Source organism: Bacillus sp. CHD6a (assembly GCF_001293645.1).
Lineage (GTDB): Bacteria > Bacillota > Bacilli > Bacillales > Bacillaceae_I > Sutcliffiella_A.
Genome location: NZ_LBMD01000020.1, coordinates 1 through 22,172 on the forward strand (window position 1 = coordinate 1; position 22,172 = coordinate 22,172).

General features: G+C 39.1%; 26 protein-coding genes and 1 tRNA gene. 8 read left to right on the top strand and 19 right to left on the bottom strand.

Annotated features, from left to right (window positions below):
• Window positions 1-507 precede the first annotated feature (507 nt).
• Together AAV98_RS14485 and AAV98_RS14490 are read right to left on the bottom strand one after the other, a co-directional pair.
• Entirely contained in the window at window positions 508-735 is a 228-nt protein-coding gene (locus AAV98_RS14485; protein WP_010192293.1) for a hypothetical protein, read from the bottom strand.
• A 170-nt stretch (window positions 736-905) separates the two neighbouring features.
• Window positions 906-1,472 carry a hypothetical protein gene (locus AAV98_RS14490; RefSeq protein ID WP_060666266.1) on the bottom strand — a complete coding sequence of 189 codons (567 nt, stop codon included), beginning with the start codon at window positions 1,470-1,472 and terminating at the stop codon, window positions 906-908.
• 98 nt (window positions 1,473-1,570) lie between these two features.
• On the opposite strand from AAV98_RS14490, the gene AAV98_RS14495 reads away from it, so the two are divergent.
• Window positions 1,571-2,170, top strand: coding sequence for a hypothetical protein (locus AAV98_RS14495; protein ID WP_060666267.1), 600 nt, complete (start codon window positions 1,571-1,573; stop codon window positions 2,168-2,170).
• Window positions 2,171-2,195: 25 nt separating this feature from the next.
• On the opposite strand, the gene AAV98_RS14500 is transcribed toward AAV98_RS14495, so the two are convergent.
• From AAV98_RS14500 to AAV98_RS14525, 6 genes are all read right to left on the bottom strand, one after another.
• Complete coding sequence (locus tag AAV98_RS14500) at window positions 2,196-2,936, bottom strand: phosphatase PAP2 family protein (RefSeq protein ID WP_060666268.1); 741 nt, start codon at window positions 2,934-2,936, stop codon at window positions 2,196-2,198.
• Between the two features lie 157 nt (window positions 2,937-3,093).
• Window positions 3,094-4,023, bottom strand: a complete 930-nt coding sequence (locus tag AAV98_RS14505) for a 3D domain-containing protein (RefSeq protein WP_060666269.1) — start codon at window positions 4,021-4,023, stop codon at window positions 3,094-3,096.
• A gap of 233 nt (window positions 4,024-4,256) precedes the next feature.
• Entirely contained in the window at window positions 4,257-5,249 is a 993-nt protein-coding gene (locus AAV98_RS14510; protein WP_060666270.1) for a class I SAM-dependent methyltransferase, read from the bottom strand.
• 2 nt (window positions 5,250-5,251) lie between these two features.
• Complete coding sequence (locus AAV98_RS14515; RefSeq protein ID WP_060666271.1) at window positions 5,252-6,571, bottom strand: FAD-dependent oxidoreductase; 1,320 nt, start codon at window positions 6,569-6,571, stop codon at window positions 5,252-5,254.
• 334 nt (window positions 6,572-6,905) lie between these two features.
• Complete coding sequence (locus AAV98_RS14520; RefSeq protein WP_060666272.1) at window positions 6,906-7,160, bottom strand: DUF2164 domain-containing protein; 255 nt, start codon at window positions 7,158-7,160, stop codon at window positions 6,906-6,908.
• 25 nt (window positions 7,161-7,185) lie between these two features.
• A complete protein-coding gene (locus AAV98_RS14525) occupies window positions 7,186-8,013 on the bottom strand; it encodes a VanW family protein (protein ID WP_060666273.1) in 828 nt (275 codons plus the stop codon).
• A gap of 191 nt (window positions 8,014-8,204) precedes the next feature.
• Here AAV98_RS14525 and AAV98_RS14530 point away from each other — a divergent pair, with 191 nt between their 5' ends.
• Together AAV98_RS14530 and splB are read left to right on the top strand one after the other, a co-directional pair.
• Window positions 8,205-8,462, top strand: a complete 258-nt coding sequence (locus AAV98_RS14530) for a transcriptional regulator SplA domain-containing protein (RefSeq protein ID WP_060666274.1) — start codon at window positions 8,205-8,207, stop codon at window positions 8,460-8,462.
• Window positions 8,463-8,477: 15 nt separating this feature from the next.
• The gene (gene splB / locus AAV98_RS14535) at window positions 8,478-9,503 is read left to right on the top strand and encodes a spore photoproduct lyase (protein ID WP_060666275.1); all 1,026 of its coding nucleotides are present in this window, start codon (window positions 8,478-8,480) and stop codon (window positions 9,501-9,503) included.
• 42 nt (window positions 9,504-9,545) lie between these two features.
• Here the strand turns inward: splB and AAV98_RS14540 are convergent, their stop codons facing one another.
• A complete protein-coding gene (locus tag AAV98_RS14540; RefSeq protein ID WP_060666276.1) occupies window positions 9,546-10,601 on the bottom strand; it encodes a M42 family metallopeptidase in 1,056 nt (351 codons plus the stop codon).
• Between the two features lie 205 nt (window positions 10,602-10,806).
• Between AAV98_RS14540 and AAV98_RS14545 the strand changes: the two genes are divergently transcribed.
• The gene (locus AAV98_RS14545) at window positions 10,807-11,487 is read left to right on the top strand and encodes a cobalamin B12-binding domain-containing protein (protein ID WP_060666277.1); all 681 of its coding nucleotides are present in this window, start codon (window positions 10,807-10,809) and stop codon (window positions 11,485-11,487) included.
• Window positions 11,487-12,029 carry a hypothetical protein gene (locus AAV98_RS14550; protein WP_060666278.1) on the top strand — a complete coding sequence of 181 codons (543 nt, stop codon included), beginning with the start codon at window positions 11,487-11,489 and terminating at the stop codon, window positions 12,027-12,029. Before AAV98_RS14545 ends, AAV98_RS14550 begins: the two co-directional genes overlap by 1 nt.
• Window positions 12,030-12,081: 52 nt before the next feature.
• Here the strand turns inward: AAV98_RS14550 and AAV98_RS14555 are convergent, their stop codons facing one another.
• Window positions 12,082-13,074, bottom strand: a complete 993-nt coding sequence (locus AAV98_RS14555; RefSeq protein WP_060666279.1) for a CheR family methyltransferase — start codon at window positions 13,072-13,074, stop codon at window positions 12,082-12,084.
• 666 nt (window positions 13,075-13,740) lie between these two features.
• Here AAV98_RS14555 and AAV98_RS14560 point away from each other — a divergent pair.
• On the top strand, window positions 13,741-14,262 hold the full coding sequence (locus AAV98_RS14560; RefSeq protein WP_082380907.1) for a GNAT family N-acetyltransferase: 522 nt from the start codon (window positions 13,741-13,743) through the stop codon (window positions 14,260-14,262).
• Window positions 14,263-14,288: 26 nt separating this feature from the next.
• On the top strand, window positions 14,289-14,609 hold the full coding sequence (locus tag AAV98_RS14565; protein ID WP_060666280.1) for a CHY zinc finger protein: 321 nt from the start codon (window positions 14,289-14,291) through the stop codon (window positions 14,607-14,609).
• Between the two features lie 44 nt (window positions 14,610-14,653).
• Here the strand turns inward: AAV98_RS14565 and AAV98_RS14570 are convergent, their stop codons facing one another.
• The 4 genes from AAV98_RS14570 to AAV98_RS14585 form a co-directional block, all read right to left on the bottom strand.
• Window positions 14,654-15,088: a hypothetical protein gene (locus AAV98_RS14570; RefSeq protein ID WP_060666281.1), complete on the bottom strand. Its 435-nt coding sequence runs from the start codon at window positions 15,086-15,088 to the stop codon at window positions 14,654-14,656.
• 458 nt (window positions 15,089-15,546) lie between these two features.
• Entirely contained in the window at window positions 15,547-15,903 is a 357-nt protein-coding gene (locus tag AAV98_RS14575; protein WP_060666282.1) for a hypothetical protein, read from the bottom strand.
• 161 nt (window positions 15,904-16,064) lie between these two features.
• Window positions 16,065-16,136: transfer RNA gene (locus AAV98_RS14580), tRNA-Val, on the bottom strand.
• A 280-nt stretch (window positions 16,137-16,416) separates the two neighbouring features.
• A complete protein-coding gene (locus AAV98_RS14585) occupies window positions 16,417-16,728 on the bottom strand; it encodes a hypothetical protein (protein ID WP_060666283.1) in 312 nt (103 codons plus the stop codon).
• A gap of 429 nt (window positions 16,729-17,157) precedes the next feature.
• Between AAV98_RS14585 and AAV98_RS14595 the strand changes: the two genes are divergently transcribed.
• Window positions 17,158-17,709, top strand: a complete 552-nt coding sequence (locus AAV98_RS14595; RefSeq protein ID WP_060666285.1) for an HD domain-containing protein — start codon at window positions 17,158-17,160, stop codon at window positions 17,707-17,709.
• 54 nt (window positions 17,710-17,763) lie between these two features.
• Here the strand turns inward: AAV98_RS14595 and AAV98_RS14600 are convergent, their stop codons facing one another.
• The 5 genes from AAV98_RS14600 to AAV98_RS14620 all read right to left on the bottom strand — a co-directional run bounded on the left by AAV98_RS14600 (window position 17,764) and on the right by AAV98_RS14620 (window position 21,924).
• Complete coding sequence (locus AAV98_RS14600) at window positions 17,764-18,639, bottom strand: GNAT family N-acetyltransferase (protein WP_060666286.1); 876 nt, start codon at window positions 18,637-18,639, stop codon at window positions 17,764-17,766.
• A gap of 90 nt (window positions 18,640-18,729) precedes the next feature.
• Window positions 18,730-19,314 carry an SCO family protein gene (locus AAV98_RS14605; RefSeq protein WP_231687747.1) on the bottom strand — a complete coding sequence of 195 codons (585 nt, stop codon included), beginning with the start codon at window positions 19,312-19,314 and terminating at the stop codon, window positions 18,730-18,732.
• Window positions 19,315-19,378: 64 nt separating this feature from the next.
• On the bottom strand, window positions 19,379-20,374 hold the full coding sequence (locus AAV98_RS14610; protein WP_060666288.1) for an aliphatic sulfonate ABC transporter substrate-binding protein: 996 nt from the start codon (window positions 20,372-20,374) through the stop codon (window positions 19,379-19,381).
• 24 nt (window positions 20,375-20,398) lie between these two features.
• Entirely contained in the window at window positions 20,399-21,154 is a 756-nt protein-coding gene (locus AAV98_RS14615; RefSeq protein ID WP_060666289.1) for an ABC transporter permease, read from the bottom strand.
• Complete coding sequence (locus AAV98_RS14620) at window positions 21,151-21,924, bottom strand: ABC transporter ATP-binding protein (RefSeq protein ID WP_060666290.1); 774 nt, start codon at window positions 21,922-21,924, stop codon at window positions 21,151-21,153. Before AAV98_RS14620 ends, AAV98_RS14615 begins: the two co-directional genes overlap by 4 nt.
• Window positions 21,925-22,172 lie beyond the last annotated feature (248 nt).

Consider the following 22,172-nt stretch of genomic DNA (forward strand, 5'->3'; position numbering starts at 1 on the left):
ATTGGAGCAAATGGCGCAGACTCCTGAGGGAGATAGCGCTAGGTGGAGACCCCGCAGGCGTAGCTAAGCCACTGAAAAACAGAAATACTATGTGTAGTGGATATTTAGCTGTGGATTGGAGCAAATGGCGCAGACTCCTGAGGGAGACAGCGCTAGGTGGAGACCCCGCAGGCGTAGCCGAGGAGGCTCCAGCAGCGCCCCTAGGAAAGCGAAGCCATTTGCGGAAATCCACAGCGGTGTATATACAACATCTTACAAATCATTGACATCTTCAGTGGCTTCGGCGTAGCCGAGAAGGCTCCAGCAGCGCACTTAGGAAAGCGAAGCCATTTGCGGAAATCCACAGCGGTGTATATACAACACCCTATTATTCATTGACATCTTCAGTGGCTTCTGCGTAGCCGAGAAGGCTCCAACAGAGTCCCAAGAAAAACGAAGCCGTACTGTGTAATCAACAGCGTCTAACAGAAAGTAGCATAAAAAAAAAGACTCTACTAATAGAGTCATCTAAAGGACATTTTGAGTTAATTGATAAAACAAATCCTGCATTTTCTTTTCCGCAAGATCATTCACGACATTTCTAGTTTGCAAGGAAGGATTACCATTGATTCGGAAACTGTAGTCAAGAATTTCTGGATGCATTTCGGAATACATAAATTCAATCTTCACTTTATGTCCTTCTGATTCCATCATCAGTGTGCATACTTTATTCCCCATAAATTCTGTAATTTTCACGACGGATTCCTCCTTCTCTCCTTTCATAACACTAACTATTTCTACAGATAAGGACAAATTCCCTTTAAAATTCTTCAAATTATTTGAATTTTTTGCAAAAAAGAAGAAGCGGTTGTCGTTTCCGCTTCAACTTAACTTTTACTCGTTGATTTACGTTTCGGGAGCTTACCTTAAAAATTCTTTTTCAAGTAGTTGTTGACTCTTCTAATTTCTCGGTTATTGCCAAGTGCATGGGTTACTCCCCATATGTTTGTTTCGCCTTCTTCTTCTGTTACTTCATTTAGCGTTACGTCCAAATCATGAAAGATTCGGTGCAAGTACTTCAATGCCATTCTGTCATCGTTTCGTTCTACTAGCAAAATAAGTCCGTTTGCATTTTCCATGTCATTCCACACTTTGGACGGGGCAAAACCTTCCGTTTGCATCCAATTGACTGCAGCTTTAAGTTCTTTCCAATCGTCAGATGTTTTCAAGTTGCGAAGATCGACTGTGTCGGCCCCTCCCCATCCAGTTACATTATTCAAATATTTATGTTGTTCTGCCAAAACTTCCAAAGTGTTAACTTCCCTGTTTTCCTGAAAAAGGACAGCATCTTCAAATTCTTGATGCTCTATTTCTTGCACACTTGCAAGTGTAGTAGAAGAAAATAAGGAACCTCCGTCCACATAATCATAATAATGATAGCCAATGACGCCGATAATCGCCACTAGCATAAAAGTAGAGATAAATTTTAACAAAGTCCTCACTCCCAATTTGTCTTGCTCTCTTACCCTTTGCTTTGCCCTCTTCATCGTTTATTGGTAGGATAAAAGAAAAAAGCTATAGGTGAGAAATCATGAAAAAAAAACTAATTATCTTTATTATCGTCTGTTCTCTATCATTGTTAACAGCATGTCAGGAACAAAAGGAGACAAATGAAGCAGGACCATTGGACGGTTTATTTGCTGGGAGCGAGCTTTCCTATGAAGAATATAAACTCATTATGGAATATATTGTAGATCGCGCAAAAGATATGGAGATTGAAAACGAAGAACTGGAAAAATGGGTCATTCGCGCAATTGGCGATGAGAGACTTATGAATAAAAGAGACCTTACTAAAGAGGAAGCCTTGAAAAAAGCAAAGTATAATCAGAAGTATTATGAAACTTTTATGGCTTTAGCAGAAAATAAATACAACGTGACGGTTTCAGAAAATGAAATAGATGCGTGGATAACGGAAGGGCCGGACCAGAGTGAAGTTCCTCAGCATAAAGCGTATGCTGAAGCACTGGGATTGACCCTTGAGGAGTTAAACCATAATTATGATAGAGACTTATACGAGCAAACAATGGTAATGAAAAAACTACAGTCTGCCTTACAAGAAGAATACGATTCAACAGATGTTGATGAAGTTAGTGATAGATTCCATGAAGAAGTGGAGGAACAAATGAAATAGAACGACCTTTTGGGGCCGTTCTATTTCATTTTCTATGATAAATCAGATTAGAGAGATAGGCACGCTTATCTTTGTCTCGATAAACCTTCATCAACTCCATAGAAAATATGCAACATATTAACCAGATCATTCCGACGGCATAGCCAGCCAAAATATCACTTGGATAATGAACCTGTAGGTAGACCCTACTAATGCCTATACTGATAACAAGAACAGACAACAGCCCAATCACAAACATCCTCATTTTAAAAAAGCGTTTTTCTCTACCAATTAGATAGATAATGAAACCATATAAAATAAAACTACCCAAAGCATGCCCGCTCGGGAAACTATATCCGTTTCCGTCATATTCTGGAGCAAACGTAGGCCGTTCGCGCTGAAAAAAATATTTCAATACAAAGATAAATATTCCACCGCCCACAATTGCAAGTATGAAAAAAACAACACCGTGAACATCACGTTTTTTCAACCAAAGGAATAAAACAGTAAGAACACTCACAGCCGTTATCCACCAAATGGAACCTGTTTCTGTGATGGTTCTTAAGATGCTTGTCAATGTACCGCTTTCAATAGATTGAAAATATTCCATGATTACATGGTCAAATGTAAGCTTTTCCTGCTCCCATACTTCTTCTGCCAATTCAAAGAACAAAGCAGTTGCTGTGATCATGAGAACTATTCCGGCAAGTATAAGCAGAGCAGGCGCCCATACCTTCCTTAAATCAATCTGTTCTTTCCAATATCGAGCTTCCTCTTTCACATTCATTCAATCGCCTCGTTTGTGTCATAAGTTGGCCTACTAACTTATTCCACTTCTGCTACTACATAAAACGTTAAAAGTGTCCAAGCGTGGAAATCAATCCCTTAACTTACCCATAGAAAAAGAGGCCACCCGATGACATCGAGCAGCCCCTATCAATCTATCATTTATATACTTTTACTTGGACCTCTTGAACACCATAGTTAATAGCATCTTGCTTGTCCGGAATGAAGATATCAATCTTGTTTCCTTTGATTGCTCCACCAGTATCTCCAGCAATTGCCTCACCATAGCCTTCTACCCATACTTTTGATCCTAAAGGAATAACATCTGGGTCAACAGAAATAACTTTCATATCAGGGTTTTCCAACAGGTTAATTCCTGTTGCAGTGATACCAGAGCAACCTTCACAACTTGCTGTATAAGCAGTAGCTGTCATTGTTAATTCTTGTGCTACCTCTTGGTCAGCAGCCGTTTCTTCCTCTGCTGGCTCTTCTGTAACAGGCTCCTCAGCTGGTGCTTCTTCTGCTGGTTCTTCTGTTACAGGTTCCTCAGCCGGTGCTTCTTCTGCTGGTTCCTCTGTTACAGGCTCCTCAGCCGGTGCTTCTTCTGCTGGCTCTTCTGTTACAGGTTCCTCAGCCGGTGCTTCTTCTGCTGGTTCCTCTGTTACAGGCTCCTCAGCCGGTGCTTCTTTCTTTACAGGAGCCTCTACAGGCACTGGATTTCCATCGACATAGACTACCAGCTCGTCCCCTGCATAAATTAAATCAGGGTTGGAAATGGAATTCCACTCTGCCAATTTTTGATAAGTAACACCTTCATAGTTTTGAGAAATTCCCCATAATGTGTCACCATTTTCGATTTTGTAGCGTTCAGATAACGCCACTTTCAATTGATCTTGTGGGTGGATTACATCGTTTGACAGACCGTTCCACTCTTTAATTTCTTCTACTGATATATTGTTCGCTTTAGCGATATCCCAAAGCGTGTCGCCTTTCTTTACCGTAACTTCTGCGGCAGAGGCATTTGCACCAAAACTAAAGGTGCCTGCAAGGGCAGCTGCCGTCACCAAAGAAACCATGCTCTTTTTCATACTAAATACCTCCTATGTATTTGACTCAGTGTTCTTATCATAACATGGTTTAGATAGTTTAAAAGAACAGCAGAATAACATTTAGGTTACGTAAATAACGTGTATATTAAGGGATTATTACGACCCTTCCTTATATTAGAAGGATAAGGAAAACTATTCTAATAGAGGATTATTACACCACAAAATAGAGCTCAACGAAGAAATTTTCCTAAGTTGAGCTCTACTGTCACTATTTATTTTAATTTGGTAAAGGTGATTTGGTACCAGCCACCTTCTTTGATAACCGGCTGCATTTTTTCCACTTTCAACTCTGCTGCATTCGCCAGATATTTGAGATCATCCTCGGAAGGAAGAGGGTACAAATTATCAAATGCAGTGAAAAAACTGTTGAATACACTCGAAAACTGACCCCCATGTTTAGATTTGTGAATAGGTGAAACCACTGACAATGTCCCTTTAGGAGGCAACCAATCACTTATTTTTTTAAATAACTCCGTCCGGTCTTCCGGAGAGACATAATGTAGAATGTTATTTAGCATAACAAAATCCACCTTTTCCTCCGGGGACCACTTATGAACATCTTGACACACAATTTCAACCTGGCTTTGTTTTTGACAGTTTTTACTCGCTTCTTCTGCCACGTCTTCATTGAGCTCGATACCGAGCATTTTCGCCTTAGGAAACTTCTGAGAAAGCTTTAGTAAATAACCGCCACTTCCACACCCGACATCTACCACAGTATTTGGTTTAGCTTTTTTCATCACCTTCATCACTCTTGGAATAGCCAGCTGTTCTAGAAGGGAAGAAGTTTGCGCCACAACCATTCCATGTTCTTTTTGATTGAAAAGTTCTTTCTTTTCCGTCTTCATCATTTTTGGATACTTTATTAGCGTAGGGATATGAAGTTCCATCATCTCTTTTAAAAGTACCCCGGTAGAACGAGGGTTATGTTTACTTGAAGGTACCATAAACTTTTTCACGGTTTGATAACGTTCCTTGGATTTCTTTTTCAAATATCCAATAACACCACCAACTTCAACCCATCTTTTCAATAGATCTTCCTTTAATTCATGTTCTTTTGCCACTTCCATGATTGTTTTAGGTTTTCTAAAAGCTTCAAATAGATCTAACTCATACCCAACATAGGCATGCCAACTATATAGGAAGGGCAAATTTCTCTTCATATACCCTCGTGCTTTAAAAAGTCTCATATATTCACTTATCATACCTATGCTTCCTCCTTATTTCTCCATGGGTAATCTTCTTCTTCTGTAAAAAAATAACGACGGTCAATAATCTGCTCATCGCGTTCTTTTCTCTTTGGGACAACTCCAGACTGAATAACCCTATCCACCAAGGATTCCTTCCATATGCCCAAGCCAGAAATATTCAACATATGTTTAGTGTGCAGAACAGGATCGTTTGTCAGTTGATCCATTACTTTACTTCTCCACGTCACAAAAGATTTCAGAGGACGAGAATAGGCCAAAGCGGACAGGTGACTCAATTTCAATACATGGCGAACCCTTGGTTTTCGTACTTTTTCATAAAAAGAAAGATATTCTGGAGAATGTCTTTCTTTGTCATACATCCAACACAGTAATTCTCCAAGTACATCTCCGTCCTGAATCGCCAAATTCATACCCTCACCTGCCATCGGATGGACACTATGAGCCGCATCACCAAGCAAAGCTATGTTGCCTTTCACATAATTAGAAACATGATAATGCACCGGAATCATGAGCTGAATTTTTTTCCACGAATCTATCTTCTGAACAAATCCATCCAGTTCTGGGCAGAGTTCTAAATATTTTTCGTAAAAGGCTTCAAGGCCGTCTTCAATCATCTGTTTATAAGAGCCTTTTGGAATAAGATATACGCTCCGCACAAGATTGTCTGGCAAAGGAAAAAGCCCCAGAAAGGTATCATCCGTAGAGATGATTTTTCCTTCTTTCATACTTTCAGGCCTTGGAAACGTAACAGTCAGAAAATGATGATCATATTTCTTTTCTTTTTTCGGTACATCCATCGTTTCACGAACCTTAGACTTACGTCCCTCGGCACTTACATAATAATCCGCTTCAAATAGTACCTCTTCCTTATCCATTCTCACCTTAGCCTTGTTGCCATCAAAACCGATGAACCGTCCAGGTTGAATATATTTAAAAGAAGGATACTTTTTCGCTTCCTCAAGTAAAATAGTTTTTAATGTTTCATGGGGGATCATCATGGCATAGTTATAAGGATCTGGAAGTATGTTATAACTCATAGATTGAATTGGTTTTTTGTTTGGTTTTTTCAGCTTCTTCTTCTCAATCAACTCAATATGATTAATTTTATGTCCAAATTGCAACACCTTAGGAAGAATGCCATTGTTCTCGAAAATTTGTAGCGTCTTCGGCTGCACTAATTCTCCCTTGTACATGTGTGGGCTCCCTTTAACCTGTTCCACAACCGTAACACCAACACCACACTTCGCAAGCTTCAGCGCAACCGTCAAACCGCCAACACCGCCCCCAATCACCAACACATTCGCCTTCAACACCATCACCACCTATACTCATTTCATTCCACTAAACCAACAAAGCAAAACTTAGAAACTCTCTGGAGTTATAAGAAAAAAATCCTTCAGGGGTCAGACCCCTGAAGGATTTTTGAGATCAATGTCGAATTCACGTGGACCTCCTTAAAGGATAGCTCTAGCAGCTTGATGAAGGAAAAAGCAAGAATTGTAGCAAAAACGGAATTTGGCGATTTTAAAATAAACCGCACACATTTTTTATCATTCCAAAACCAAAAAACAACCTCTCCAGCTCTAAACAAAAGCCAAAAAGGTTGTTTTCCAAAACCAGCATTATATAGGTAGAAACTCGTCAATCATCTTACCTGTACCTTCCGCTCCCAGTAGGGCGTTTCAAAGCTTCCATGTCCTCTTCAACGGACCCCCAACGTTCTTCCATCAAAGCTTTCGCATCAGCAATCCCTTGATTATAGTAGTACGGTCCAAGTTCTTTCATAAAGATGTCCAGCAACAAATCGGCACCTAACTCGCCAATCTCTTCGTCTCGTTCTTCTTTGAAATATGCCTGGATCCTGCTAATCATTTGGCCTTTCATTTCTTTAGGAATAGAAATCACCTTCAACACACCCTTATAACGTCATTTAGCCGCTCTGTTTCGTTGCTTCCAATAACGGCTCATACATCATAATAGCATGATTTTCAGTTACATATTGGTCAGCGATTTCCATTCCTTGAAGATTCATCACCTTGCGATGAATACTATTATGACGTAAATAGCCTCCCCAATAAGCGGATGTGATGCTATGGTCTTTTTCATACACTTTATACTTTACGAGTGGAGGATTTGCGGACCTCCATTCTCCAACCAAGAAGTCCTCTTCTATTCTTACCTTTAACTGAAAAGCTTGGTCTGTATCATTTTTGATTTGTAGATCCAGGTAATTATACGAGCAGGTTGCACCACTGCCAAAAGGTTGCGTTCTTTTAGAGTCAGGAAAAACATCAAAACTGTGCCGGTATCGTTCTGTCACCGTCAGCGGTGTGTGCAATGTCAACCAATAAATAAGATTGGACAACTGACACAACCCTCCTCCAAGTCCTGGCTTAAACGTACCATAAAAAAGAACCATGCCCTCCACATACCCTTTGCTCTTTGTCGGCTTTCCTATCAGCTTCCAATAGGAGAAAGTTTCTCCTGGTCGAATAACACAACCATTTAACTTCTGCACGGCAATTTTCAGATTAATCACCTTATTGTACTGGTACCACATATCTACATTCTTTAATTTTCTAAGCGTAGGAGTTTTATGTATAAAAACTTGATATGGCAATATTTCATCTGTCATTTCTTCTGTATAGATTTTCTTACCTGTCTTCCACTCTAGCCATCTTTTTGCTATGTAAAATTGGGTTCCAAGCCAAATGCGAAGTTTTGATCTTTTTTTGGGCCGTAAATTTGCGTGATTCAATGCGAGATCACCTCCAATTTCTCCCTAATATGTAAGACGAATAACCCATGTAAAAAGTTTCAAAATATTCATAAAAATGTCTAAGCACAACAAATTAGTTTTACAATATTTCTCAAGGATATTATTCCCGATTCATTTAACACTAAAATTAGATTCATATGAGAAGATACAATAAAAAGCAGGTGACTAAAATGGACATATATCAACAAGCTCCTTCTTCCTCCTTACAAGAAGGAGATGTAGTGTACTTATTTTACCGTAATCCGCACACTCAGAATGTCGCATCCATCCAACAGGCAAGTATCATGGCAAATCCTTATGAGCAAGGGCAGCTATCCATCTTTCTCTATGATACGTATTATCCATTATCGGATGAGTTCGTATTTTTTACTTCATTAGAAGAAGCAGAAGCATTATATAATGAATATTTTGGACCAACATACGGATAAAAAGGGGGGCTGTTTATGAAACCGTTTGTTCCACAGCTTGTATATATCGAACCTAAAGCACTTGACTATCCACTAGGGGTAGAGTTAAAAGAGAAATTTGAATCGATGGGACTTGAAATCCGTGAAACCACCTCCCATAACCAAATTAGGAACCTGCCAGGAGATAATGATTTTCAAAAATACAGAACGGCAAAATCTACATTAGTTGTCGGGGTAAGAAAAACGCTGAAGTTTGATTCATCCAAACCTTCTGCTGAGTATGCCATCCCTTTTGCCACGGGTTGTATGGGCCATTGTCATTATTGTTATCTACAGACAACTATGGGAAGCAAACCTTATATCAGGACTTATGTTAATCTGGATGAAATTTTTGACGCAGCCGATAAATATATGCAAGAACGTGCTCCCGAGATCACGAGGTTTGAAGCGTCATGTACATCGGATATTGTTGGTATTGATCATCTTACTCATTCTTTGAAAAAGGCGATTGAGTACTTTGGTAAATCTGAACATGGCCTTCTTCGATTCGTGACAAAATTTCATCATGTCGATCACTTGCTTGATGCGGACCATCGCGGAAAAACAAGGTTTCGTTTCAGTGTGAACGCAGATTATGTAATAAAAAACTTTGAACCCGGAACATCTTCTTTAGATTTGAGAATTGAAGCAGCTGCAAAAGTTGCAGGTGCAAACTATCCACTCGGTTTTATCGTGGCACCAATTTACTTGCATGAAGGTTGGGAAGAAGGATATAAAACTCTATTCCAAAAACTATATGATAAACTTCCTGCACATGCCACTGAGGACCTTACATTTGAATTAATACAACACCGTTTTACCAAACCTGCAAAAAGGGTTATTCAACAAAACTATCCGATGACAAAGCTTGAGCTAGACGAAGCAAAGCGTCAGTATAAATGGGGACGTTATGGGATCGGGAAGTATGTATATACGAAGGACGAAGCGACCGAGATAAAAGAGACATTGTCTGAGTATATCCATTCTTATTTTCCTCAGGCTCGGATTGAGTATTTCACATAATAAAACGGCCCACGAAAAAATAATCGTGGGCCGTTCTTCACTTTAGTACTTCACCATTTCAGACAACAAGTAATGGTAAATCAATTTCTCAGTATTTTCAATCGAGCTTGCGTGAGTGCGTTCGAAAGCATGAGAAGATTCTATGCCAGGGCCAATTAATCCATGGATAATATCGTGACCAGAACGGATGGCAGCGGATGCGTCTGAGCCGTAATAAGGATAAATATCTACTTTGTAATCCACTTCGTTTTTCTTCGCGAGATCGACAAGGTGTTTTCTTAATCCATAATGATAAGGACCGCTCGAATCTTTAACACAGATAGATACTGTGTACTCATCTGAGGATTGTCCATCACCAAGCGCCCCCATATCCACCGCAAGGTATTCCACGGTCTCAGGAGTAATATTGGAGTTCCCCCCATATCCGATTTCTTCATTATTAGAAACTAAGAAGTGTGTAGTATATGGAAGCGTCATTTTCTCCGACTGAATATGCTTTATAAGTTTAAGTAAAATTGCCACACTTGCTTTATCATCCAGGTGCCTAGATTTTATGTAGCCACTTTCTGTGATTTGTACCCTCGGATCGAATGAAACAAAGTCCCCTACTTCAATTCCAAGAGCTCTTACTTCATCTGCGTTGGTGACTTTTTCATCAATTCGAACCTCGATATTTTCATCGTTTCTTGGTGCGTCTCCTGCATTTTTATATACATGAACAGAAGTTTGATGCATGAGAATGGTTCCCGTGAAAGTTTTTCCAGAGGAAGTTTCAATTTGGCAATATTCCCCTTCGACGGAATTCCAGCGAAACCCTCCTACTGTGGTCAGTTTTAATCTACCATTCGATTTTACTTCTTTTACCATAGCTCCCAGTGTGTCGACGTGAGCTGTTAGCATGCGATGTTCTTTATCATTGGTTCCTTTAATAGAAGCAATTAAGCCTCCCTTACGGTTTCGAACAGTTTCTACCCCACATTCACTTAGGTACCTTCCAACGAAACCTATTACCTTCTCTGTATTTCCGGAAGGACTTGGAATAGAAACAAGTTCTTTGATTAATGAAAAGGTTTCTTGTACAGTTGGTTGATAAGTCATGGAGACACTTCCTTTCCTACTAATATTTACCTCCATTAAGCATAAGAGAAAATTCTTGTCTTGTATAGTCCAATGTCAAGGTAATTTTAATCCAAGAACTGCGCATCTGACAGATGTATAAGTGCATTTCAAGGAAGAAGTATTTGATTTTACGGAAAATATAGTATACTGATTATTATTACTGTGTGGGAATAGGAGGAGTCAAATGAATGAAATCTCCAAGAAACTATCACAATTCCTTCTCGATAAAAATGTGGCATCCGGTTGGTCTTGTGTAAAAGATACCGTAGATCAGGGCTACAATAGTTCGTTTGTATATGACTTTATCCTTCGTGACGCCATGTATCGTGTTGGCGAAATGTGGGAAGAAAATAAAATTTCTGTTGCCCATGAACATTTGGCAACAGGTACATGTGAGATGCTCTTAACAAAATATCATTTAGAAAAATTAAATGATAGATCAATAGATGAACATTCCCCTTCCCCGCGTGCCATGTTGTTTTGTGTAGAAGGGGAAGAACATGATTTGGGACTGAAAATGGCCTCATCCCTTTTTGAAGAATTCGGTTGGGATGTATATGATCTTGGCTCCAACCTTCCATTGGACTATGCAGAATATAGCTTAAAAAAGTGGAAGCCGGACGTTGTCTGTATATCCGTATCTATTAGACATCATCTCCCAAAACTTAAAGAAACAATGGAAAGACTGCAAACTATTAACGCTGGCACCACTTTCATAGTTGGAAGCCGCTTGCATGCGGAATCTGCCTTTCGGTCATGCTGTCCTGCGGAAACTATCATTGCTAAGGATACATCCTTCCTTTTTCAATGGTTGGAAAATTATAGAAAGGAAGCCGGAACTATCAATAAAGGAGTGCTTCTTTAATGTACCGGATTCCCGTCCCATATATTAAATTGACTGAGGACTTTAAAATTATTGATGTATCCCAGTCAGTCACCCGCATCTTCTATCCAGTTACTTCTTTCCTAGACTTGGTAGATTGGGATAGTAGAGCAAAACTAATGCAATTAAAAACGAATCCTTCACCTGGAGTGATGGAGCTTAACCTAAAAACAACAGATTCGCCCACCACATTGTTCACTGTTTATTTTCATTATCAGCCCAAAGAGAAGCTTATTCATTTAGTTTGTATGAATGAAACATCTGCCTTTCAGCACGTTCAGTCAGAATTTCAACAATGGCGGAAGCAGCTTGCGAACAACGATTGGAATGAAGTTGTTACGACAAATGCTGAAGCTGATACTTCTTCTGAGTTTCATCGAAAACAAGCCGAAAGAAAGATTTCCACTATCAATGATTTACTTGGAATTATTCAAGATGACTTATCCGAAGTTGGGAAATTGGAATATATTAAACTAATCCAGTCGGAACTAGAAGATATCAAAGAGCTTATTCGTTCTAAATAATAATGAAAATAATTTAACCCCCGTCGATGATTTGACGGGGGTTTTCTTGTGCTTATTGGTCATCTAATAAAAAGCTTTCAATTGCCAACTCAAGCTTGTTCATTTCTTTAAGCATAGCGGCTGCGTATTCTTCTTTGTAGAACTCCTGCTTTTTAATAATTTGGAGCAGCCCTTTAACGAAAAGTATGGGATGGTACGAATCGATTTTTAGCGTTTCGTACTTATCCTCATATTTGAGATGAATGTCCTCAAGCTTTCCTTGTAGATTTGCAATACGCTCCTTTGCTTGGTTCAGTTGTTCATTTAATAATTGCAACTCTTTCTCTTCTTGACTTTTTTCTTGTAATGCATGTAGGCCTGCGTCTTCACTGCGGTTACGACCTTCCACCTCTTGCTTTATATATATCTTCCACTTTTTATTGATTGCTTGAAATAGTGCTTTGCTTTCTCCAATAGAACCCGATTGTCCCAGAAACAAATAACCGCTCTCGTTTAACGAATGATGGAAAGAAGAAATAATCCGCTGTTGCTGTGTCGGCTGAAAATAATGTAGGACATTTCTGCAGCTGATAAAGTCCAGATGTTGAAACCCCGGATCTTTTGCAAGGTTGTGAGGGGCGAATATGATATTTTCCCTTATCGATTTTTTCACCACATAAAAATCCTGCTTCTTATCAAAATACTTATACAGAATGTCAGATGGAACATTTTCAAAAGCCGTATCAGGATAAACTCCCGCACCAGCAATCTTTACAGAATCATAATCTAAGTCTGTAGCGTAAATCTTAAATTCCATTTCCATATCGAAAACATCCTGCATAGATTCTATCGTCTCTTTTAACAAAATTGCCAAAGAGTAGACTTCGAGGCCGGTGGAGCATCCTGCAATCCATATTCTCATCTCATTTTCAGATAGTTCCAGCTTCTTTTTCAAGATGGTTCCAAAGACTTGATTCTGAATGAGATTAGCCAATTCATTGTTTCTCAGGAATTCTTCTGCACTACTTGTTGAATGCTTCAAATCTTGAAAGTTTTGACTTAACATATCTAGTCTCCCTATTAATTGTTCAACTACTTCTCTATATCTTTTATCTATTTTACCAAATTTCAAAAGAATTCTGTAAAAATTTTTTCCTACAAAAATCGAGTTTTATTTTATCTACTTGACATTTATCAAATATGTTGTATAATACTAGTTTGGGTATACACCCAATACATTAGTAACTTGATATAGAAAGGAAGAACGTTATGACATTCTTAAGCAATACAATCGTGTCACAAGGATGCACTGGCGTTCCATATAGTTTTTTTCACAGAGGCTTAATCGATCTGGCACGGCCTAGGAGCCGTAAGGACGTATGAGAGGTAGGGCTTACGTTGTTTAAGTAAGGGAAACTACCATGGAATTATACCGCGGCAAACGAATATAATACTTTTATGTCATTTATAAATCATGTCCATATAGCTTGGGCAGCTTATAATGCTTGTGATGAAGCAAGTTACTAATTGCGCTATACATCAACTAAATTAGCGCCTTTATTCGAATAAAAAAGATAAAAGCAAGTTATCCTTAGCGATGACTTGCTTTTATTTTTTGCATGTTGTTTGAAAGATATGTAAAACACCTGTATAATTAAATGCTGATTGTCAATTTTGCTCGGAAAATAACTATATTTGTAGATGGCTTAAATAATGTACTAGGGGGAATTAGATGTCTTTCACAAGCTTATTCATGGCCGAAGAAGAGACAAGAGATAAAGAAGAAATCAAACAGGAATTAGATGAATTAGAAATTCAAATGTTCCGTATGAAAGAAAACATGAAAGAAATAGCCAAAAAATGGCAAGTAATCGGCATCGATCAAACGAAAGATGATAACTGGGTGGTCGTTTACACAAACAACGACCATAACTCATGTAAAATTATGCTTAGCGATTGCGAATCTGCCTATCGTGGCCAGTGGGATTTCTCCATTCAAGCAACATATAAAGAAGATGACACCATTTTCATTGGAGATATTAAAGGCCCTGAAAATAAGGGTTACGGTTCAATATGCATGAATTATCTAAAAGAAGTAGCCAAAGATCAGAATATCCATTGTATTACTGGTGATATCGCAAAGCGTGATTGGGATCATGTAGATCGGTTAGTTCACTTCTATGAAAAACATGATTTTCAAGTGGAAATAGATGAAGAAAATATGTCTGGTGAAATAGTTTGGCAACCTAATTAATTTTACAAAATAAGGAGATAGATGGAATGACTGTTAAAGTACTCGGTTCCACAGTTGATAGTTTTACACGTTGCACGCATTATCATTCAGAAAAAGACATCATTGCCATAAAATTTCATTGTTGCGGGGAGTACTACCCTTGCTATCAATGTCACGAAGAACATGCAGATCACCCCGCCAGTGTCTGGCCTAAACATGAGTTTGATGCGAAAGCAATTTTGTGCGGGAACTGTAAAACAGAACTGACCATAAACGAGTACTTAAACAGTCAATCGATTTGCCTGACTTGTAAGGCTGCCTTTAACCCAGGCTGCCAACTACATTATCATCTATATTTTGAAAAATAGAGGCTTTCCATTTGGGAAGCCTCTTTGTTAACCTCTATAATCTGTTAATTCGCAATACAAATACGGTATGCACAGCAATACCTTGAAGGTGTCCTTACCTCTTGGACAATTCCAGTTGAAGGAAACACCTCAACTAATACAGGATTCCCCATGTTTGTAGCCCATACTACCATTGGACATAATGGAGTACCACCGATTTCAGCGGATGTTAGACTAGTTGCAATTACTTGTAGCTCTGTTACCGTAGGTGTTCTGAAACCTAAAGTACAGAAAGTAGCACTATATTTCATCGTTTGATTATAAAACCTGAACTGTAGGCCGTTTCCAGTCACTACTCCCCTGTTTGCCAGATCTTGTCTTAACCCCTCACATTCTGCTCCTTCATTCCACCTAACCGGATTTGGACATCTATCCCAATCATCATCACAACAGCAACAACAACGTTTTCTATCACAACATTCTACATAAACTATTCCCACTATTATCACCTCCTATTACTTGAGCTACTATATAATATGTTAATTGCTAGATTACGCTTGTGCGTTTCTACTAAAACAAAAAAATAGACGAACGCATTTAGCGCACGTCTATTCTCTTACTAGCAATTAATCATTGTACCTGTAATAACGCGATGCACCAGCACTACAACCACAGCTTCTTTTTCCTCGATTTGAATAGTCCATTTCATAGTCCATATCATAGTCCTTCTCACATCTCTTAAAGCATTTACACTTAAATTTGCAACACACTTTGCACTCTACATACACAACTCCCACGACTCTCACCCCCTCTGCTAATCTATTAAAAGTATATTCACTTTACTAGAAAGTGACTGTGTTATTTCCTCAATCACAAAAAAATAGACAGATAATAGAGTCACCTACCTTTTTGGAGTATAAAAAAACCCGGAATTCATGTTCCGAGTTGTCAATTCATCTTATACCATTTTTAGCTTCGGGCACTTACAGCTATTACCTATGACCCTATATCCAATCACTTCAATACCTTTTTTCTTTAAGTAACGAACACTAATGTTTTTTTCCATATGACTAGAAGCAAGAACAACTACTTTATCACCTTGAAATTGTTGGTAGTTACGTTGCAGATAAGCAACAGGGATATTGACTGCAGCCTGAACGGGTTCATCTACATAGTTATAATCTCTTACATCAATAGTTTTTACAGTGGATGTATTTTCAAGATCCTTAACGCAAGGAACGCCTAATACAGGAACATATCTATTGTAAACGTAAATAGAAACTATCATGCATAATAAAGCAACAGAAATGACCAACGACCATCTCCTCCAATACGATTCATTTTCCTTTTATGTTATACCCCTGCAGGTATAATTGTCAACCATTCTGATTACAGAAAAAAGCCTATTTTTTACCAGAAAAAACAGCTAAAAGAAAAAGCCCCACCCTCTGATAAAAAAGGATGGAGCATTTTAGATGATCTGAGAGGGATTCGAACCCCCGACCCCTACCCTGTCAAGGTAGTGTTCTCCCACTGAACTATCAGATCACGTATGCGACTGTAAATATTATTATAGATAGTCCGCACATGTTTGTAAAGAACATTTTTCTAAAATAAAAACCAAATGAGTTAACTCAAAATCAGTCGGAATCTATAGCTGTGGATTGGAGCAAAAGGCGAAGACTCCTGAGGGAGATAGCGCTAGGTGGAGACCCCGCAGGCGTAGCCGAGGAGGCTCCAGCAGCGCCCCTAGGAAAGCGAAGCCTTTTGCGGAGATCAACAGCGGAGTTCACCCAATAAACTAAAAACCGCCCCAAACTCGGAACGGTCATACTTGCACGCCCTTTTCTTTCCTTCCAGAAGCAAAAGCATCAATCATAAGAATAATCGCCGTTACAGTATGCAGGACCCAACCAAGCAAAAAGACCCAACCCAAGAAAGAAGTAACAATTCCCCAGATGCTGCCGTGAAACTTCTGCCCTTCTTTTGCACTAAACACCAACGTAATGATATGTAAAATCAACATAAGGCCTAATGGTGAATAACCAAAACCCATCACAGTTAGACCGCCTAGAAACGGAATTGCTAAAAATGCCTCCATTCCTCCAGTTACCCATTTTAATGTGGTAGATGGTTTCACAAAATCACCTTCCTTTCTATTTCAAGTATATTCCTTACTGACCAAAAAACAACCAGAATATACGTTCGTGTTTTTCTTGAATATAAAACGTATGTTCGTATATAATAAATGTAAGGAGATGATATGATGAAACGATTACTCGACACCTATAGAGTTTCCCGGACTCCAATAGAAATGATATATATGGCAAAGGACGGATCCATCACGCAACGGAACATTATGGTATTGGAAATCAATGAAAAATCCGTTACTGCTTTTTGTTATTTACGCCAAACAAAAAGGAGATTTCTGTTACAGAGCATCCTGTCATTTCGCCCTATGAGAAAAAAATATGAAAATGAGGTCATCTAATTGTGCTCATTTATTGCACACTCCTTTCTAAATATGATATTCTATAAAGAAACACATTTTTATAGGAGGGAGATATTAATGAGAGAAGTAACACTTACCGATATATTTACACACCCTATTACTCAGAAATATTTAAAGCGCTCCGGTGTTGCACATGCCTTAGAAGTGGCCAACCATGCCTTTCATTTGGCATTCAAATATAATGTTAGTGTAGATTTGGCTACGAAAGCAGCTCTTCTGCATGATATCGGACATTATGAATGGTACCGACAAGGAAAATGGGATTATGAGCTTTACAGAGAAAATGATATTCATGCAATTAAAGGCGCAGAGCGCGCTCACAAATTGTTAATTCGCTTAGGAGAAAATCCACAGAACGCCAAGAAAATTGCTGTAGCTATCCTTTTGCATACAGATTCCTACCTGCCTGAAATAGACGTTAAAAGAAGTCCATTACAAAAAGTAGTAAAGCTAGCGGATGAAATGGATGAAGAAAAAGGCGGAAACCACCACTATAAACAAATCGATAAAAACCTTGCGCTTGAAAAAATTAACTACCTTGATCAACTCGTTGAACATTACCTTCCGAAACAACAACTTTCATCACCTTCACATGAAAAATCAATGTAACGAACAAGAGGTAGCCATTGCTGCCACCTCTTCCATTACTAATGATGAAAACCCTTACTTGGCTAGATAGTAATCAAACCCATCCACTATTCTGAACCCAGTTTTCTCATAGAGCCTTATTGCCCCTTCATTTTTCACGTTCACATGCAACCTTATTGATTTTTGAGGGTACCTAACCATAAGGTCGCGTATGATCATCTCCAAGATGCCACGACCATAACCATTTCCTCTTTGAGATGGAGTGACCGTAAATGCGCTTAAATACATTGATTCCTCCTCTTCACTTATGGTTATTGTCGCAATAGGATTGTTATCTATCTGTACAAAAATCAGCTCATATCCCAGCTTAGTCAAATTACTCTCAATAAGTCTCTTTACATTTTCATCTTCAGGAGCAACATCAAACCCTTCCGAAAAAAGCTTCATAATTACATGTGATTCTGCCAAACCTGCTTTGTTAATGGACATGTTTACCGGACAATTGTATTTTTTATGATAAATGCCCTTGTATTCCATCGTAAATTCGGTATACATGTACGTCGCTTCCATTTTTGACGCGAGATGAATGGCAGCGTCTGACTTTAGCGGACAAACCAAAAGCACTTCATTTGCATCCCTTGCCCTCGTTATTTGCTTAGCAAGTTCTAGTAACCTACTGAACTTCCCTTGATTTCGATAGGAAGGATGAATCATTCCTGTAAGTTCTACTTTCTTTGGATCAACAAATGAATACAACCCTAAAAAGCCAACTAATTCTTTTTTCTCGCGTGTCAAGATAATATCAAGATGCTGGTCGTCCCCTTTTTGTATCATGGATAGATGTAGACAGGCACCTATATCAAATGAATCATGCCTTTCACATATTTTTAACAGCGAAACCACTTCTTGATATTCCTCTTTAGACAGGCAGTTAGTTTTGGTAATCTCCATCGTTTTCCCCCATACTTTTTCATGCTTTTCTAAATATAAAACACTCATATGACATCATATGAGTGTTCAAGGCAAAACGTAATTCTTATGTTAATCCGTCACTTTTTCTAAATCTTCCATAATTTCTTCTAAAGGAACATCCAATCCACTGTACGACTCCCTAACAAATCCTTCTTTATCCACCAAGAATATACTAGTGCTATGCATATACTGATCCGAACCTTCTTCTTTGGAAGCAGGTACCATAAACGAAACATTCGCAAATCGCTCTACCGTTTCCTGATCATATCCTGTGACAAAGTCCCAAGCTTGATAATCTGCTTTATATAGGTCACCATATTCCTTTAATGCTTCCGGAGTATCATTTTCAGGATCAATACTAAAAGATACAATTGGAACTTCAACACCTGTTTCCTTCATTTCTCTCTGCACCCTTGCCATATTTGCTGTCATAGGTGGACAAACTGTATCACAATTGGTGAAGATAAAATTAGCCAGCCAAAATTCTCCTTCGTGCTCTGAACTCGAGAAGGCCTGTTTGTCCTGATTTACACCTTCTAATTCTTCTACAACAAGCTTCATAGAAAATTCCTCATCTAAATTAACTTCGCTGCTTCCGCACCCAGCCAAAGCTAGCAAGATTCCAAGTGACAATAATGGCCAAATTCTTTTCAAATTTATTCCTCCAAACTCATAAAAAAGTGTCGAGACCATTATAGCCCGACACTCTTATGAAATGCTAGTTAACAAATTGTGAATCAATAAAATCTTTGAAATCAGGCTTTTCTTTCAAGAATTTAAGTTCAAAGGAAGAGTTTGCGAATTCCTGCACGACTTCTGCATCTACTTCATGAGTAAAGCGAATTCTTTCCCAAGCAGAATCAATTACTTCTTTTGAAAGTTCTTGGTTTGTCAATTCTTTAATAGAAGCAATCGCAATTTCTTTTGCCTCTTCCGGATTCTCCGAAATAAAGTCTATTGATTCTTGGTGTGCATCCACTAATTTTTGTACCAAATCTTTATTTTCATCAATCAACTTGCCACTTGTAACAAAAATTGTGTTAGGGAGAGTAGTACCAAAGGATATATCCTTGCTGTCAACAAGAATGTTCGCACCGTGCTCGATGGATAACAAGGAAGCCCATGGCTCCGGAACTGCCGCAGCATCTACACTTTCTGCTTCAAACATCCCTGCGTATTGTGCAGGGTTTCCTGTTACATGCTTCATACTTCCCCCAATACGGGCAGAAGATAAACCATAATCTTGTAAAAATGTTTCCATTTGAACATCATGCGTACAACCAACACCTGGTGTAATGAATGTAGCACCATCAAGCCCTTCAATAGATGTAATGCCGCTCTCCTTACTAGCAATGATCACTGTTCCACCAGAAGAAGCTCCCGCCACCACTCTCACATCTGCTCCGCTTACGTAGTTATTCATTGCAGGACCCGGTCCTACTAAGCCACCGTGAATATCTCCTGTTTTCAATGCTGTCATAAATGCCCCACCATCAGGGAAGGTTTTGTATTCCACTTCATATTGATCGCCAAGGGCTTCTTCATATAAAGCCTTCTCACGCGCCACCATTGCTGGAACATGATCGATATTTGGAAAATACCCTATGACAACTTTCTCCTTGCCATTAGATCCGCTGGTGCTGGAACCACAACCAGAAAGGACCCCCATTGCTAATAAAAGAAATGCACTAAAAATCAACCAACCTTTTTTCATCTCTTTTCCTCCCATACTCTATATTTATGAATCCAAGCCCCACCGTTTGATGACATTTTTCTCAAAACGCTGGAAGATAACTAGATCAACCACTGACCCAATCACGCAAATAATAATGATGACTCCAAAAACTAAACTCATCTGGCCAAAATCAGCTGCATATTTCAATGTATAGCCCAGACCAGGTCCCATACTTAATAATTCTGCTGCCATCAACGCTCTCCATGCAAACGCCCATGCAAGCCTTGCGCCTGTCACTGCATATGGAACGGATGCAGGTAAAATAATCTTCCAAAACATCTCCACCCCACTTGCTCCCATTGTGGAAGCAGCTTTGATATATAAAGGCGGAACACTTTTAATTCCCATCCTCATGTTAATTGTCATCACGAGCGTTCCACCAAGCGTTACAATAAAGATGATAGCCGTCTCGTTAAAACCGAACCATATGATTGCTAAAGGCAACCACACAATACTTGGTACACTTTGCAGAGCAAGGACAAGCATCCCCACTGTTTCATCTGCTGTCTTCGACTTCGCAAGCCAAATTCCAAGCAGGGTTCCTATAATAAGAGACAAAAGAAGCCCCACTCCAAGGCGCTTAAAGCTCGCTGCTAAATCATAGAGCAATGTTTTATCCATAAACCCCTGATATAGCGCCACAGCTACATTCGATGGTTTCGGCATCACAGCCGGCGACCAACCAATTATGAGCACCACCACTTCCCAAATGATAAATAAGGATGCAAAGAAAATGAGTCGTTTAACTCCTGCTTTCATCGTCTCAACTCCTCTTCTACAACCTTATCAATCTCTTTTTCTAACATTGCACTGATTTGTGCCTCTAACTGTGCTACCTCTTCATTTGTCCGTAAACGAGGTCGAACCGCCTCTACTTTTATGTCTGCGATAATGGTTCCAGGTCGGGTTCCCATTACAAGGATTCGATCAGACAGTTTAATTGATTCATGAATACTATGTGTGACAAACAAGACGGTTTTCTTCGTCTGCAACCAAATCGTTTCTAGTTCCTGTTGAAGTCTCAACCGCGTTTGTTCGTCTAATGCACCAAACGGTTCATCCATTAATAGAACAGTCGGGTCCATCGCAAGTGCCCGGGCAATAGAAACTCTTTGCTGCATGCCACCTGATAATTCATGCGGATACTGCTTAAGGTTACTGCCAAGCTGGACCATTTTTAAGTAATGAAGGGCTCTTTTCTCTCTTTCTTCCTTGTTTTTCATTTCACGTATGGCAAAAAGCACATTCTCTTCCACCGTCATCCAAGGAAATAATGCAGCCTGTTGAAATACCATCCCCCTGTCTTTGCCTGGCTTTGTAATGACCAATCCCTTCAGTCGGATTTCTCCTTCTGTAGGTTTTAGTAATCCTGCCACCATGGAAAGCAAGGTGGATTTCCCACAACCAGATGGCCCAAGAATGGATACAAACTCCCCTTCTTGTATGTCAACATTTATGGATGAAAGCACTTTATTTTCAACATTATGCTGTGTGTAAACTTTTGATATATCAGATATCTGTAAAAACAACCTATGCACCTACTTTACACTTCTCACATAATCCATATCAGATTAATCGGATTAATTGGATAAAATATATTATATAACGTATGTGCAAAAGGTCAATATATTGACAGAAAATAATTGAAATAATTTACGAGGAGGTCTTTACCGTTAAATTACAACTCCCATGTGACTGGAGTGAAAGGTAGCGGTAGCTTGAGACCCGCACGCAGGAGGCCACTGAAAAACTGATAACGTAAAGTTTTTATTAATTT